General features: G+C 43.9%; 13 protein-coding genes. All 13 read right to left on the bottom strand.

Annotation, left to right across the window (positions count from 1 at the left end; all coding sequences use genetic code 11):
- Nucleotides 1-67 precede the first annotated feature (67 nt).
- Nucleotides 68-1,342: a hydroxymethylglutaryl-CoA reductase, degradative gene (locus tag HT689_RS04990; protein ID WP_173226841.1), complete on the bottom strand. Its 1,275-nt coding sequence runs from the start codon at nt 1,340-1,342 to the stop codon at nt 68-70.
- Nucleotides 1,342-2,514 carry a hydroxymethylglutaryl-CoA synthase gene (locus HT689_RS04985; protein WP_173226873.1) on the bottom strand — a complete coding sequence of 391 codons (1,173 nt, stop codon included), beginning with the start codon at nt 2,512-2,514 and terminating at the stop codon, nt 1,342-1,344. The genes HT689_RS04990 and HT689_RS04985 overlap by 1 nt, the downstream gene beginning before the upstream one ends.
- A gap of 130 nt (nt 2,515-2,644) precedes the next feature.
- Complete coding sequence (locus HT689_RS04980; protein WP_173226876.1) at nt 2,645-2,893, bottom strand: hypothetical protein; 249 nt, start codon at nt 2,891-2,893, stop codon at nt 2,645-2,647.
- A 169-nt stretch (nt 2,894-3,062) separates the two neighbouring features.
- A complete protein-coding gene (locus HT689_RS04975) occupies nt 3,063-3,503 on the bottom strand; it encodes a threonine/serine exporter family protein (protein ID WP_000176930.1) in 441 nt (146 codons plus the stop codon).
- A 1-nt stretch (nt 3,504) separates the two neighbouring features.
- Entirely contained in the window at nt 3,505-4,263 is a 759-nt protein-coding gene (locus tag HT689_RS04970) for a threonine/serine exporter family protein (RefSeq protein WP_173226843.1), read from the bottom strand.
- A 114-nt stretch (nt 4,264-4,377) separates the two neighbouring features.
- The gene (gene pknB, locus HT689_RS04965) at nt 4,378-6,357 is read right to left on the bottom strand and encodes a Stk1 family PASTA domain-containing Ser/Thr kinase (RefSeq protein ID WP_173226845.1); all 1,980 of its coding nucleotides are present in this window, start codon (nt 6,355-6,357) and stop codon (nt 4,378-4,380) included.
- Complete coding sequence (locus tag HT689_RS04960) at nt 6,354-7,094, bottom strand: Stp1/IreP family PP2C-type Ser/Thr phosphatase (protein ID WP_173213045.1); 741 nt, start codon at nt 7,092-7,094, stop codon at nt 6,354-6,356. Before HT689_RS04960 ends, pknB begins: the two co-directional genes overlap by 4 nt.
- Before the next feature lie 14 nt (nt 7,095-7,108).
- Entirely contained in the window at nt 7,109-8,422 is a 1,314-nt protein-coding gene (rsmB, locus tag HT689_RS04955; protein WP_173226847.1) for a 16S rRNA (cytosine(967)-C(5))-methyltransferase RsmB, read from the bottom strand.
- Nucleotides 8,415-9,350, bottom strand: a complete 936-nt coding sequence (gene fmt, locus HT689_RS04950) for a methionyl-tRNA formyltransferase (protein WP_173226849.1) — start codon at nt 9,348-9,350, stop codon at nt 8,415-8,417. Before fmt ends, rsmB begins: the two co-directional genes overlap by 8 nt.
- 12 nt (nt 9,351-9,362) lie before the next feature.
- On the bottom strand, nt 9,363-11,759 hold the full coding sequence (locus tag HT689_RS04945) for a primosomal protein N' (RefSeq protein ID WP_173226851.1): 2,397 nt from the start codon (nt 11,757-11,759) through the stop codon (nt 9,363-9,365).
- 65 nt (nt 11,760-11,824) lie between these two features.
- Nucleotides 11,825-12,139, bottom strand: a complete 315-nt coding sequence (rpoZ, locus tag HT689_RS04940) for a DNA-directed RNA polymerase subunit omega (RefSeq protein WP_000979235.1) — start codon at nt 12,137-12,139, stop codon at nt 11,825-11,827.
- Nucleotides 12,140-12,163: 24 nt separating this feature from the next.
- Complete coding sequence (gene gmk / locus HT689_RS04935; protein WP_000775041.1) at nt 12,164-12,790, bottom strand: guanylate kinase; 627 nt, start codon at nt 12,788-12,790, stop codon at nt 12,164-12,166.
- A gap of 138 nt (nt 12,791-12,928) precedes the next feature.
- On the bottom strand, nt 12,929-14,542 hold the full coding sequence (locus HT689_RS04930; protein ID WP_000404934.1) for a ribonuclease Y: 1,614 nt from the start codon (nt 14,540-14,542) through the stop codon (nt 12,929-12,931).
- Nucleotides 14,543-14,622: the final 80 nt, after the last annotated feature.

The raw sequence follows: 14,622 nt of genomic DNA, 5'->3' as shown, positions 1-14,622 counted from the left end.
CGTGGTTTGAAGAGATTTTCGAAGAGTATAAGCACAAGAAAACTCAGAACAATCTGTCTGAGTTTTTTTATGATCTTAAATTTTCTAGATAGCGCTGGGCAGTCTCTAGGTTAAAGGTTTTATCTGCGATAAGCTGCTCGACTAGGGGAGCAACTTCAGACTCACTAGCACCTGCGAGGAGTGCTAAGGATTTGGCCTGCAATTTCATGTGGCCTTGCTGGATGCCTGTACTCACCAAGGCTTTGAGGGCTGCAAAGTTTTGGGCAAGCCCGATAGACACGATAAGCTGGGCTAATTCTTTGGCAGAAGGATTTCCCAGTAGCTCATGACTGAGGGCTACACGAGGGTTGAGACCGATAGAGCCACCCTTGGTCGCTACAGGCATGGGTAGGGTCATCTCACCAACCAATTCTTCTGTTTCCAGGTCCAGCGTCCATTGACTAAGACCTTGATAGTGTCCATCTCGACTAGCAAAGGCATGGGCTCCAGCCTCGATGGCACGCCAGTCATTACCAGTAGCAATTAAAATGGCATCAATACCATTAAAAATCCCTTTATTGTGAGTAGCTGCTCGGTAAGGATCAGCCTGTGCAAACTGACTAGCCAAAGCCATTTTCTCCGCAATTTCTCGTCCTTGATCCTTTTGGCGGCTCAAGTAGCGAAAGGCGATGCGACAGCTTGCCGTCACCAGAGAATCAGTCGCGTAATTAGACAGGATTCCCATAAGACTTTGTCCCTGACTCAGTTCTTCTAAGACTGGTTTCAAGGCCTCCAGCATGGTGTTGAGCATATTAGCACCCATGGCTTCCTGGGTATCGACATGGAGATACACAACGAGAAAGTCTGTTTCGCCTTTTATCTGCTCTACATGCAAATCACGCGCCCCACCTCCACGTTTAACGATAGAAGAATAGGCTTGATTGGCAAGCTCTAAGAGTTCTGCTTTCTTGCTGGCAATCTTCTCTTGCGCTTGTTTAGGATCAGCAACTTGATAAAGAGCTACCTGCCCAATCATCTGACGCTCATGGACTTGCGCAGTAAAACCGCCTGCACGCTTAATGATTTTACTGGCATAGCTGGCCGCAGCAACCACTGAGGGTTCTTCTGTCACATAGGGAACTGTGTATTCCTGACCGTTAACGAGAACCTCTGGAACCAACGAATAAGGCAGAGAAAAAGTTCCCACTACATTCTCACTCAGCTGGTTTGCGACAGTCACACTCATCTGTTCATCCTGCTCCAAACTCGCTTGTCTCTCAGGACTAAGGAGCGCCTGAGCTTTTAACAGCTCAAGGCGCTCATGGTATGATTTTTTAGAAAATCCATTCCAACTTATCTTCATTATTTTTCAACCTTGCTATAACGGCGTTGGTGGTCAACAATTTCAACCAAGGCAAAATCTTGATTTTCATAGCCAGCAAACTGGGCAGAATTTGTCTCATCTAAGTCTACTTCCTCAAAGAAGACTTTTTCATAGTCAGCAACAGACAGGGCAGTTCGTTGGTTGAGCTTATTCAAACGGTCTTTATCCAGATAAGCTTCGTATCCTTCAACCAATTCACCACTAAAGAACTCAGCTACGGCTCCACTTCCGTAACTATAAAGGGCAATTTTATCCCCAGCCTTCAAGCTATCTGTATTTTCCAAGAGAGATAGAAGCCCAAGGAAGAGAGAACCTGTATAGATATTCCCCACCTTTTGACTGTAGAGAATAGACTGGTCAAAGTGCTTTTGCAAGAGGTCCTTTTTCTCTTGAGGCAGGCTCTTATCCATGATTTTTTTTAAGCCTTTGAGTGCTAATTTAGGGTAAGGCAAGTGGAAGCAAACCGCCGCGAAATCATCCAAAGTAAGCTGGTAGCGTTTTTGGTATTCAAGCCAAGTCGTTTTCAAACTATCCAAGTATTGTTGGGTAGAATAGACACCATTTACATAAGGAGTTGTCGAGTAATTTGGACGCCAAAAATCCATGATGTCACGGGTTTGAGCTACATTGTCATTATTAAAGGCCATCATGCGTGGATTTTGTGTAATCAACATAGCCACACTGCCGGCACCTTGAGTTGGTTCTCCTGGAGTTTCAATACCGTATTTGGCAATATCACTGGCAATGACCAAGACCTTGGACTCTGGAGAATTTTCCACATGCAATTTGGCATAATGAAGGGCAGCTGTCGCTCCATAGCAGGCTTCTTTAATTTCGAAACTACGAGCAAAGGGCTGAATACCCAGCAAGCCATGCACAAAGACAGCTGCAGCCTTACTCTGGTCAATTCCTGACTCAGTCGCCACAATGACCATATTGATTTCTTGTCTTTCTTGCTCAGTTAAAATAGAGTCACTAGCACTGGCCGCCAAGGTCACGATATCCTCAGTTAAGGGTGCAATACTCAATTCCTCGAGTAAGAGTCCTTTGCTTAATTTTTCAGGGTCAATTCCCCTCGCTTCTGCTAAGTCTTGTAACTTCAAGACATATTGACTGGTCGCAAAACCAATCTTATCAATACCGATTGTCATATTTACCTCTGTTTTATCATTCATGTAAAAAATCGTTCAGTACTATTTTATCACAAATGGTAGTAAAAGAGAGAAAAAAGACTTGATTCACCAAATCAAGCCTCTTATTGGTCATAATTTTAAAGAATGATCAGTTGCTAGAGAGTTCACCAACATAAGTAGCTTTATAAGCCCCATTCTCAGTTATCAGTTCCTGGAGGATTAAATTTCCTGAGTAAGTCCTTCCCATCTCATCTACAAATTCTTGATAAAATTGACTAGTAGGAATTTCTCTGATATCCTTATCAAATGTCTTGTCAAGTGTTTTACTAACCTTTTCGGCAATGAACTGATTCTCTTGCAATCCACTTTGAAACTCTGAGCTCGAACTAGAAACCATGACTGGGATAAACAACAAAGTCAGTAGACTTACAAACAATAAGGAAAATAGTAATTTTTTCATGATTTTTCCTCCTTTCTATATATAGAATACTACATAGAGAAAGCGTTGTCAATGCATTTGTTTCATTTTTCAGAAAATTCTTTTATTTCTGTAAATTCCCCAATGCTCAATGTGTTTTTATATAATGATACAGTCTGAGAATCACTGTTCCACTAGCCATTCCAATGGAAATCACCAAAGCCAACATAACAACCAAGGTTGCACTAGCAATGGCATGACTGTAATCCCCCGTCACAAAAAAGGCAGTTGTCCGATAGGAGAGATAACCCGGAACCAGAGGTGCCAAGATGGCCAAGATAAAGACTACAGCAGGGGTCTTATAAAGAATACTTAAAATCTGGCTGACACAAGAACCGATAATGGCTGCAATAAAAGTAGCCACAATAACATTGGTCGGTTCCTTGAGCAAGAGATAAATCAGCCAGACAGCCATGCCCAAAATTCCTCCTGGTAAGAGCATAGAGCGTTGCACATTGAGTACGATTAGAAAAGTGATAATGGCAAGAAGACTTGCTACTGCTTGTAATAAAAAGGTTGTTAGTGTCATATTAGTTCATCAATACCAAGGCGACAGAAGTTCCTGCCCCTAAAGCAAGGGTAATGAGCAGGGATTCAAACATCTTACTCATACCAGAGTTTATGTGGTTGGTCATGATATCCCGAACCGCATTGGTCAAGGCAATACCTGGTACAAACGGCATGACCGCACCAGCTATAATCAAATCTGCCGTTGAAGGAAAGCCTGTATAGCGAGCCCAAAACTGGGCAATTATCCCAAAGACAAAGGCTCCAGCAAAGGCTGTCACAAAGGGAATTCGGATAAATTTTTCCACATAGAGGGAAAAGGCAAAACCAAATAAGGTCGCCACTCCTGCCCCAAGTGCGTCGTAGATATTTCCACTAAACATAACCGAAAAGAAAGGAGCACTTAAGGTCGCAGCTAAAGTTACCTGCAACTTGGTATAGGGAAGGGGTTGGGCTTGCAAGGCCGTCAATTGCTTAAAGGCTGTTTCTAAATCAATCTGCCCCCCAACCAGCTGACGAGAAATCTGGTTGACATCGCAGACTTTTTCGATGTTATAAGAAGAGGAGGTCACGCGCTTCATGCGCGAAATATTGGTATTTTCAATGGAGAAAAAGATGGCAGCAGGCATAGCAAGAACATTGCAATCCACAATCCCCTGCGAATGCGCAATCCGAATCATAGTATCTTCTACACGATGGATTTCTGAGCCACTTTTAAGGAGAATAGTCCCCGCTAGCATAATCACATCAATGACGGCATTTAATTCTTTTGATTCTTCCATGCTTGCCTCCTTTTATCAACTCCTTCTATTCTATCACAAATCCGGACTCAAAAAAAATCTTTGCCACGAAATCATGACAAAGATTGATTACTTATTTTGATTATCCATCTGATTTTAAGGAGTAGCTGAACTTGTTTTAGGTTTGTAGATTGAAATCTTGACCCTTGTCTTATTGAGGTCTACCTTTTCACCTGCTCTAGGACTTTGTTCAACAACCATGCCTTCTGCACTATCTGCAGGCGCTTTCGTCACTTCTACAACTTCTATATTGGCTTCCTTAATCCCAACAATTTGAATCAAATTGTTCTTAGTAAACTCCAAGCTGGAACCAATGTAACTCGGCATGGCAACACTTGTAACTTTTTTAGCTACTGTCAAGACGATTTGAGTAGGTTTACTCAAATCATAAGAGATACCTGCACCTGGACTTTGTTTCATAATCGTTCCTGGTTCGCTTTCGCTGGACTCTTCTTCCTCTATCTTAATCAAATTCTCAGGAACCTTCTTCTGCTTGAGCTCTGAGATTACTTCTGTAGAGTTCCGTCCAATATAGTTCCCTAATTGAATCGTCGTAGCTTTTTTAGCTACTGTCAAAACAATTTGAGTTGCCTTGCTCAAATCATAGGTTGTTCCGGCAGCTGGACTCTGTCTGAGAACAGTTCCTGCTTCGCTCTCACTTGATTCCTCTTCCTCAATTTTAATGAGATTTTCAGGAACCTTCTTCTGCTTGAGTTCTGCGATAACATCTGTCGATTTACGGCCGATATAATTACTAATTTGGAAAGATTGCTTGCCTGATGAGACAACCAAATTGATTTTCGTTCCTTCTTTTCGACCAGTTCCAGCGTCAGGATCTGTACGAATAATCCGCCCTTCTTCCACCTTTTCACTAGCCTCTGATTTCTCCTCGCCAATCTCAAAATTGGCTTTCTTGAGGGTTTCCTTGGCTTCCACCACTGTCTGACCTGCCACATTTGGAATAGCAATGGTTGCAGGAGTTCTGGATAGTATCCAAATAAGAGAAGCTGCCACCAATACAATGCTGGCCAACAAAATCATATAGCGAACTCTAAATTTCCGTTTCTTAACAGGTTTGGTTGCGTAATTGTCTTCCAAAACCTGCTGACTCGGTTTCGCAGTCTGTGGCTTCGGACTTTGTGTTTGCACCTTAGGAATCGAAGTCAAGGTACTCTGGGATACTTTTGGTAGTGTCTTGGTGTCCGCCTTAGTAGTATCATTAAATACCAGTTTAGGCTCATTGCGACGATTGTAAGACAAGCTACTAGACAAGTCCACATACATCTCTGCAACTGACTGATAACGATCTGTCAATTTCTTGGCAGTTGCCTTGATAACAACATTCTCCAAAGCCTGAGGTACAGATGGATTTTCATCAATAACTGACGGCAGTGGTTTCTGGAAATGCTGGAGGGCGATGGTCACCGCACTATCCCCATCATAAGGGATATGACCTGTCAGCATCTCATAGAAAATAATCCCCATGGCATAGATATCACTTTGTACAGTCGCCTTCGAACCACGCGCCTGCTCTGGTGACAAGTAATGAACTGAACCCAGCATCGAGTTAGTCTGAGTCAGACTCGTCTCAGCAAAGGCTACTGCAATCCCAAAGTCTGTAACCTTGACAGTCCCATCTGGTGTCAAGAGGATGTTTTGAGGTTTCAAGTCCCGGTGAACAATTCCTCTGGTATGGGCCAAACGCATGGCTAGGAGGATTTGTCCCATAATACGGACGGCCTCTTCATTAGAAAGAGGATAGTGTTCCTTGATATAGCGTTTGAGGTCAAGTCCAGCCACATATTCCATAGCTAGGTACTGTTGACCGTCTTCCTCGCCAATATCTGTTATCCGAACGATATGAGGATGGTCTAAATCTGCCATAGCTCTCGCTTCACGCTGAAAACGAGCCACAGCTATCGGGTCCGTCTGGTAGTTGGTCCTCAGAACCTTCACTGCCACTTCTTCCCCATCTAAGATTAAGTCTTTGGCTAGGTAGACATCCGCCATGCCTCCTCGACCAATCTGTTTGACAATCCGATAGCGTCCGGCAAAAATCTTGCCGATTTGGATCATTCTGCATCCTCCTCGTTCATAGAAACAAGGGCAACCGTAATGTTGTCTAAACCTCCTGCATTGTTAGCAAAACGAACAAGTGTCTCCGTTTTATCTGCTAAAGGAATATCACTGGTTACAATATCACGAATCTCACTGCCTGAAATCATGTTGGTCAAGCCGTCACTATTGAGCAAGAGATAGTCACCTGACTCAAGGATCACTGTCCCAAAATCAGGCTGAATTTCATCTTTTTGACCAATAGACTGGGTGATAATATTTTTTTGCGGATGAGCTTCTGCCTCTTCTGGTGTCAATTGACCAGCCTTGAGCAATTCATTGACCAAAGAATGGTCGCTCGTTAACTGATGGTATTCTTCTCCACGAATCAAGCCGATACGCGAATCACCAATATGAGCATAGATAGCCTGATTGCCAATAATAGCAACAGCTTCTAGAGTTGTTCCCATTCCTTTATAGGCATCATCTTGCCCAAGTTGATGAATCTTTTGATTTTCAATTTCTAGGTAATTGGCGAACCATTCACGCACTTCATTGACTGTATCGATTTGGGTATCAACCCAAGCTATACCTAGGTCTGTTACCGCCATTTCACTAGCGATATTCCCTGCGCGATGACCTCCCATCCCATCAGCTAAAATAATCATAGTACGTCCAGCTCTATTGACATAGTGGTTGACATAGTCTTGGTTATTTGTTCGTTTCTGACCAACATCTGTTAATAATGAAATTTCCATGTGTCAGTTCCTTCCTAATCCGATATCTTGCGAAATTGACTGATGAAGAATCCATCACTTCCATACAATTCAGGTGTAATGAGGATACAGCCGTCTTTCATGATATCCTTACATTCATGTTCTAGTTTTACCTGCTCGAACTCAGGATGACTTTCTAAAAACGCCTCAACGACTTGAAAATTCTCCTCTGAGACAATAGTACAGGTACTATAAGTTATTATACCACCTTTGCCTAGTGTTTGACAAACACTACCTAATATTTCTAGCTGAATTTCCTGCAAGGACGCGAAATCTGCCGTTTCTTTATTGTATTTGATGTCTGGTTTTCGACGCAGAAGACCGATTCCTGAACAGGGAGCATCCACCAAAATCTTATCAAATGAATCCTGACCAAAAAACTCATGCACCTTTCTGGCATCCAATTTTTGCGTTTGAACCCGATCTGCAACTCCTAAACGTTGAGCATTTTCTTGGATTAAGTCCAACTTGTGATCGTAAAGGTCCAAAGCCGTAACCTGACCTGTCGTAAGATAAGAGGCTATATGGGCTGTTTTCCCACCTGGAGCCGCACAGGCATCTAGAACCTGCTCATTGCCTTGTAAATCAAGAGTTGGCGCAACCAATTGACTAGACTCGTCTTGGATGGTAATGGCTCCCTCCGCAAACAAATCATGGCCTGCAAAATGCCCCTGCTCCTTAACCAATCCAGAAGGAGACAAGGATGAATCACTGGCCTCCAACAAGGTTTGGATTTCCTCTTTTCGACTTAGGTCTGTTACACGAATACTGGCCTTGTTTCGCACCAAGAGACTTTCAAAAATAGCCTGTGCTCGCTCCTCTCCGTATTCTTCCTTGAGCTTAGCAACTAGCCAAACAGGAAGGGAATAGGCAATGGAGTCACGCTTGTTTTTTCGTTTGATGCTGGCAATATCTGGCCAGCCTTCACGCAGAATACGACGAAGGAGGGCATTGACCAATTTTTCACTGCCTTTTTTACGGACTTTGGCCAATTCTACTGCTTCATTGACCACAGCATGGTCTGGAATTTTGTCCAAATAGCGAAGCTGGTAGGCACTCATGAGAAGAAGGACATAGAGCCAACTGTCTAACTGGTCTCTGTCTTCGATAAAGTGTGATAGGTACCATTCCAGAGTCAGTTTACGGGCTACCGTTCCATAGACCAGCTCGGTAACCAAGCCCTTGTCTGCTGCCGAAAGTTGACTTCCCTTGAGATGCTTATTTAAGGCGATATTTGAGTATGCTTGATTGATAAAGACATCCTCTAGCACTGATAGGGCTAAACTTCTATCCGTTTCTACTTTAGTCACCAAATCGTTCTCCTACAGTCAATGTACGTCCAACTCCGTTTAGGAAGGAAGCAATGTCCATCTTAGGTTTACCAGCTGGCTGCACTTGTTTGAGGGATAGAGCCCCTTCTGCCGTTGCGACAATCAATTCTTTCTTGCCGATAGAGAGGATCTCACCTGGATTTCCCTGACCTTCTACTGGTAGGGCTTCATAAATCTTAAAGCGGTCGCCCTTGAGAAAAGTATGGGCAACAGGCCAGGGGTTCATTCCACGGATTTGGTTAAAGAGTTGACGATTGGCTTTGTTCCAGTCTAATTTTTCTTCTTCTGGCTTGATATTTGGAGAGAAAGTAACCTGACTTGGATCCTGAGGTTCAGGTTTGATATCGCCAGCAATGTAGGCAGGTAGAGTATCCAAAAGCAAATCACGACCAACAAACGCTAATTTCTCAAACAAGGTTCCGACATTGTCCCCATCTGTGATCGGAATGCTGCGACGAGAAATCATATCCCCTGCATCCATTTCCTTAACCATTTCCATAATGGTCACACCAGCTTCCTCATCCCCTTGAATCAAGGCATAATGGATAGGCGCACCACCACGGTGTTTAGGAAGGAGGGAGGCATGAACGTTGACCGCAAAGTCCATGCTATCAAGGAGTTTACTTGGGAGAAACTGCCCAAATGCAGCAGTGATAATCCCATCCGCTCCCAAATTCATAATCGCTTCCATTTCTGGACTTCCAGATAATTTTTCAGGTTGGTAGATAGGAAGACCTGCTTCCTCGGCAGCCTGCTTGACTGGGGTTTCTTGAATCACTTTTTTACGGCCGACAGCACGGTCAGGCTGGGTCACAACGGCTAGAATCTCATAGCGGTCATCTGTCAAAAGTCCTTTTAAGACTGTTGCTGAAAAATCGGGTGTCCCCATAAAGATTAATTTTGTCATATCTTCTCCTTCTTATAAAAATTGTTGCGGCTCATGGTCAATGCTGAGACGGAGCTCACTATTTTCCCGTTCTTGAGTCAAGGCCAAGACCTGGTTGAGGGTCGGCCCCAGCTCATCTTCTAAACGGTATTTAATTAAAATCTGGTAATGATAGAGGTTGTGGGTACGAGCAATCGGTTTCGGCGTCGGCCCAAGGATGTTACTGGTTTCAGACAAGCCTGACCGCAAAATGTTCATGACTTCATAGGCACGTTTGACCACCTCTTCTTCTTTCTTGTGAGAAAGGGTAATGCCAATGGTAAAATAGTAAGGCGGATAACCAAGTTGTCGTCTGATACCCATTTCATAGGTATAAAAGCCCTCGTAATCCTGATCCTTGGCAAATCGAATAGCGTAGTGCTGAGGATTGTAGGACTGTATCAGGACCTGACCAGCTTTTTCAGCACGACCTGCTCGGCCTGCCACCTGGGTCAAGAGTTGAAAGGTTCTTTCAGAAGAACGGAAATCAGGCAGATTTAAGGCCGTATCCGCATTGAGCACTCCGACTAGGGTTACATTGGGAAAATCCAAGCCCTTTGCAATCATCTGAGTACCTAGCAAAATATCTGCTTCTCCTCTTCCAAACTGGTCAAGAAGAGCTTGGTGACTACCTTTCTTACGAGTCGTGTCCACATCCATCCGCAAAATGCGGGCCTGGGGAAAGAGTTCTGCCAGCTCGTCATAAGCCTTCTGAGTTCCTGTCCCATAGTAACGAATACTTCGACTCTTACAGTTAGGACAGATCTGAGGAATGTCCTTCGAAAAGCCACAATAATGGCAGTTCATGGTCTTGGTATCCATGTGCAAGGTCAAGGAAATGTCACAGTTGGGACAAGTATCCACAGTTCCACACTCCCGACACATAACAAAGCTAGAATAGCCACGACGATTGAGCATGAGAACTACCTGCTCTTTTTTAGCTAGACGGTCCTGAATAGCTTCTAACAAAGGTGGCGTAAAGTTTGACGTCTCATTTTGTCCGATATAGTCCCGAAAGTCAATCACTTGAACCTCAGGGATCGTAGCTAAAGGATTGGCGCGTTGGGTCAGACGTAAATGTTGATAAACGCCTTTTCCAGCTCGAGCACGGCTCTCCAGACTAGGGGTTGCTGAACCAAGTACCAGAGCTGCTTGATTATACTGAGACCGTAAAATGGCTACTTCTCTGGCATGGTAACGGGGATTGCTGTCCTGCTTATAAGTCGCTTCATGCTCTTCATCGATAATCATGACACCTAGATTTTTCAGCGGAGCAAAGATGGCTGATCTAGCACCAACCACAACTTGGGCATCGCCGCGTTCCACCTTGCGCCATTCATCATACTTTTCACCATTAGACAAGCCTGAGTGAAGAATGGCTACCTTGCCTCCAAAACGTGCTATAAAACGCTCCGTCATTTGTGGAGTCAAGGAAATCTCAGGCACCAGCAAAATGGCTGTTTTACCCTTATCCAAGGCCCCTTGGATAATCTGCAAGTAAACCTCGGTCTTCCCACTCCCTGTAATCCCTTGAAGGAGGAAGGGAGGCTGATGACTGCCAATCGCACCCACAACCGCATCACGCGCCTGTCTTTGTTCTGGATTCAGTTCCAAAGGTCTACTTGCCTCAATACCTTCAAAATAAGCAGCCGAGCGTTGAACTTCCTTTTGGACTATGGAAACAGCACCTTGTTCCACAAAGAAGTTGACTTGGTCCCGCGAATAGGACTCTAACAAACTAGCCAAGGAATCACTCTCAGGATGAGACAGCAAGTAATCTCTCAATTCCAACTTTTTCTTGGCACGTGTAGAAATCTCTACACCTTCTAATTGAGCAAGGTCAACCTCATACCAAGACTGGGTCTTGACCTTCTTTTGATCGACCGCCTGATATTCCAGACCAAGCAAGCCTTTTCTAGTCAAACGCATCATTTCAGCTTGCTTAGCTAAATCCAGAGAAGAAAAGGCTAGCGAATCTTCTGAACCAAACAAGCGCTCTCGGTCTTCCTGACTCAGACCTGCTTTAGGATAGAGAATTTTGTCATAGCTGGAGTTCAGAAATCCCGGCAACATAGCCTTGAGGATGGAAATTTTATAGGAGAAGACAGATTTGCGTAACTCCTCAGCCAGCCAGAGTTGTTCTTGCGTGAGAACAGGAGAAAAATCCAGCACCTCTGCAATATCTTTTAAATATTGCTCCATCTCTTCTTCATCTGGTTGGGACTCCAAACCAAGAACAATCCCTTGAATCAGGCGATTGCCCTTACCAAAGGGCACATGAACCCGCATCCCAACTTCCAGCATTCCCTCAAACTCCTCAGGAATTCTGTAACTATAGGGCTGGTCTGTCTGCATCAAGGGCACATCTACAATAATCTTAGCTATGGCCATCTTCTCACCTCCTCCTTGTCAGTAGATTCTTGCAATAGAAAAAATAAGATTGAGTCCCCCCAACCTTAAATTTTTTCACCATCTTCTTTTTCTTTAGCGATTTGCTCTTTGATTTTCTTTTCTTCTTCTTCTTTGCGGCGTTTTTCTTCTTCGATACGGCGACGTACTGCTTCACGTTTCCCTTCTGGGTCTGGATGAATTGTTACGTTGCCTGATTCGATTTCTTCTAGAGCGCGAAGAGTTGATTTTTCAGACTTGAAACCTTGAGTTGCTGGCGCACCTGCTTCCAATTCGTGGGCACGTTTTGCTTCCAAGATTACGAGTGAATATTTTGAAGGAACCTTGTCGAGCAAGGTATCAATAGAGGGTTTTAACATCATTTGCTTGTACCTATTTTCTAAATTTTATCGAGTAGTTGGAGACTTTGGTAACATCTCCTGATAGTGACCAATGACACGATCCACACGGAAGTGCTCTGCTTCGATCACACGTTTGACACGCTCAGCAGCTAGGGGCACCTGATCGTTGACAATCGCATAATCATACTCACGCATGAGAGCAATTTCTTCCTTGGCCTTTTCGATTCGTTGGGCAATCACTTCTGCACTATCTGTTCCACGTCCTACCAAACGATCTTGTAATTCATCCAAATCTGGTGGTGTCAGGAAGATAAAGACAGCATCTGGAACCTTTTTCTTGACCTGAAGAGCACCCTGAACCTCAATTTCAAGGAAAACATCGATTCCCTTGTCCAAGGTTTCATTGACATAGGTCAGAGGAGTTCCATAGTAGTTGCCGACATATTCTGCGTATTCCAACATCTGTCCTTGACGAATCAGCTCTTCAAACTCTTCGCGAGTACGGAAGAAATAGTCAACACCGTCCACTTCTCCAGGACGTTGTGCGCGTGTCGTCATCGATACAGAGTATTGAAATTGATTTTCAGAACTCTCAAAAATCTCTCTTCTAACCGTTCCTTTGCCAACCCCTGAAGGACCAGAAAAAACGATTAGTAAGCCTCGGTCTGCCATTGTGTCTCCTTTTAGTCAGTCTGTAAAAATAAAATAAAATCTTCCTTCAGATAGTAGCATTTTACACAAACTATCCTTCTACAGTCTTTCTATCTAGTGTAACAAAAAAGCAGTAATTTTTCAACTGCTCTTTCTTATTTATTTAGCATAATCTACTGCACGAAGCTCGCGAATCACGGTTACCTTGATATTTCCTGGGTAATCGAGATTGTTTTCAATTTTCTCACGAACTTTGTGAGCTAAGATTGTGACTTTGTCGTCCTTGATTTGTCCTGGATTGACCATGATACGGATTTCACGACCTGCTTGAAGGGCAAAGCTATTTTGTACCCCTTCAAAGCCGTTAGCAATTTCTTCCAAATCATGGAGACGCTTGATATAGCTTTCAAGAGACTCACTACGAGCACCTGGCCGGGCTGCACTCAAGGCATCTGCCGCAGCAACGATCACTGCAATGACACTTTCTGCTTCGACATCGCCGTGGTGGCTAGCGATCGTATTCACCACAACTGGGTGTTCCTTGTACTTACGTGCCAATTCCATACCGATTTCAACGTGGCTACCTTCAACCTCGCGGTCAATAGCTTTTCCGATATCGTGAAGGAATCCAGCACGACGGGCAAGAGCCGCATTTTCACCAAGTTCGCTGGCCATGATACCAGCCAACTTAGCAACCTCAATCGAATGACGCAAGACATTTTGTCCATAAGAAGTACGGAACTGCAAACGTCCCATAATCTTCATCAAGTCTGGATGAAGGTTTGGCGCACCAATCTCATAGGCTGCTGCCTCACCGTATTCACGGATCTTATTGTCAATCTCTTGACGGTTTTTCTCAACCAACTCTTCGATACGAGCTGGGTGGATACGACCATCTTTGAGCAACATTTCCATAGTCATACGTGCAATCTCACGACGAATCGGGTCAAATCCTGACAAGGTCACCACTTCTGGCGTATCGTCGATAATCACATCGACCCCTGTCAAACTTTCAAAGGTACGAATGTTACGACCTTCACGACCAATAATGCGTCCCTTCATAGTATCATCTGGCAGATGAACTGTTGAGTTTGTCGACTCCGCTACATATTCACCAGCGATACGTTGCATAGCTTGAACCAGGATGTCCTTGGCCATTTTGTCAGAACGTTCCTTGACCTCTTGCTCAGCTTCGCGAATGCGGCTAGCAATCTCCTTGGTCAAGTTTTCCTCTGTCTGTGCCAAGATAATATCTCGTGCTTCTGCCTGAGACAGGGCACCAATACGCTCTAGTTCTGCTTCTTTTTGTCTTTCGACTTCCTCTAATTGCTCTTCACGCGCATCAAGGTTTTTCGCTCTATCAGAAATACTTTGTTCTTTTTGTTCAAGTGTTTGTTCTTTACTCGTCAAATTGTCGTCCTTACGGTCAAGGCTAGTAGCTCTCTCTGTCAAACGACTTTCGATTTGTTTGAGTTCTTGACGTTCTGATTTGAATTCAGCGTCCACTTCTTCACGGTATTTTCTGGCTTCTTCTTTGGCCTCCAATAGTGCTTCTTTTTTAAGAGACTTGCTTTCACGTTTGGCTTCATTAACAAGTAAATCCGCTTCACGCTCAGCTTGTCCACGTAAATTAGTTGCTTCTTGTTCAGCATTTAAAAGCATCAACTCTGCAGCTTCCTGAGATGATTTCATCTTAGCTGAGATGCTGACATATCCAATGACTAAACCAATGATGACGGCAAAAACAGCAATCGCAAGCGACATGATTTCCATGTTTTTACCTCATTTTATTGTTATTCCGAATGACATACATTCTTTTACATTCTACCATAAAAAAGTGATTTTCACAAACC

Source organism: Streptococcus sp. 2342 (assembly GCF_013276795.1).
GTDB lineage: Bacteria > Bacillota > Bacilli > Lactobacillales > Streptococcaceae > Streptococcus.
Note: the sequence above shows the minus strand (reverse complement) of the source record. Positions and strands in the feature narration are given on the sequence as shown.

What these genes read in the sequence shown, in the direction of transcription:
- HT689_RS04990 (WP_173226841.1), bottom strand. Translation starts at nt 1,342, where the DNA reads ATGAAGATAAGTTGGAATGGATTTTCTAAAAAATCATACCATGAGCGC.
- HT689_RS04985 (WP_173226873.1), bottom strand. Translation starts at nt 2,514, where the DNA reads ATGACAATCGGTATTGATAAGATTGGTTTTGCGACCAGTCAATATGTC.
- HT689_RS04980 (WP_173226876.1), bottom strand. Translation starts at nt 2,893, where the DNA reads ATGGTTTCTAGTTCGAGCTCAGAGTTTCAAAGTGGATTGCAAGAGAAT.
- HT689_RS04975 (WP_000176930.1), bottom strand. Translation starts at nt 3,503, where the DNA reads ATGACACTAACAACCTTTTTATTACAAGCAGTAGCAAGTCTTCTTGCC.
- HT689_RS04970 (WP_173226843.1), bottom strand. Translation starts at nt 4,263, where the DNA reads ATGGAAGAATCAAAAGAATTAAATGCCGTCATTGATGTGATTATGCTA.
- pknB (WP_173226845.1), bottom strand. Translation starts at nt 6,357, where the DNA reads ATGATCCAAATCGGCAAGATTTTTGCCGGACGCTATCGGATTGTCAAA.
- HT689_RS04960 (WP_173213045.1), bottom strand. Translation starts at nt 7,094, where the DNA reads ATGGAAATTTCATTATTAACAGATGTTGGTCAGAAACGAACAAATAAC.
- fmt (WP_173226849.1), bottom strand. Translation starts at nt 9,350, where the DNA reads ATGACAAAATTAATCTTTATGGGGACACCCGATTTTTCAGCAACAGTC.
- HT689_RS04945 (WP_173226851.1), bottom strand. Translation starts at nt 11,759, where the DNA reads ATGGCCATAGCTAAGATTATTGTAGATGTGCCCTTGATGCAGACAGAC.
- rpoZ (WP_000979235.1), bottom strand. Translation starts at nt 12,139, where the DNA reads ATGATGTTAAAACCCTCTATTGATACCTTGCTCGACAAGGTTCCTTCA.
- gmk (WP_000775041.1), bottom strand. Translation starts at nt 12,790, where the DNA reads ATGGCAGACCGAGGCTTACTAATCGTTTTTTCTGGTCCTTCAGGGGTT.
- HT689_RS04930 (WP_000404934.1), bottom strand. Translation starts at nt 14,542, where the DNA reads ATGGAAATCATGTCGCTTGCGATTGCTGTTTTTGCCGTCATCATTGGT.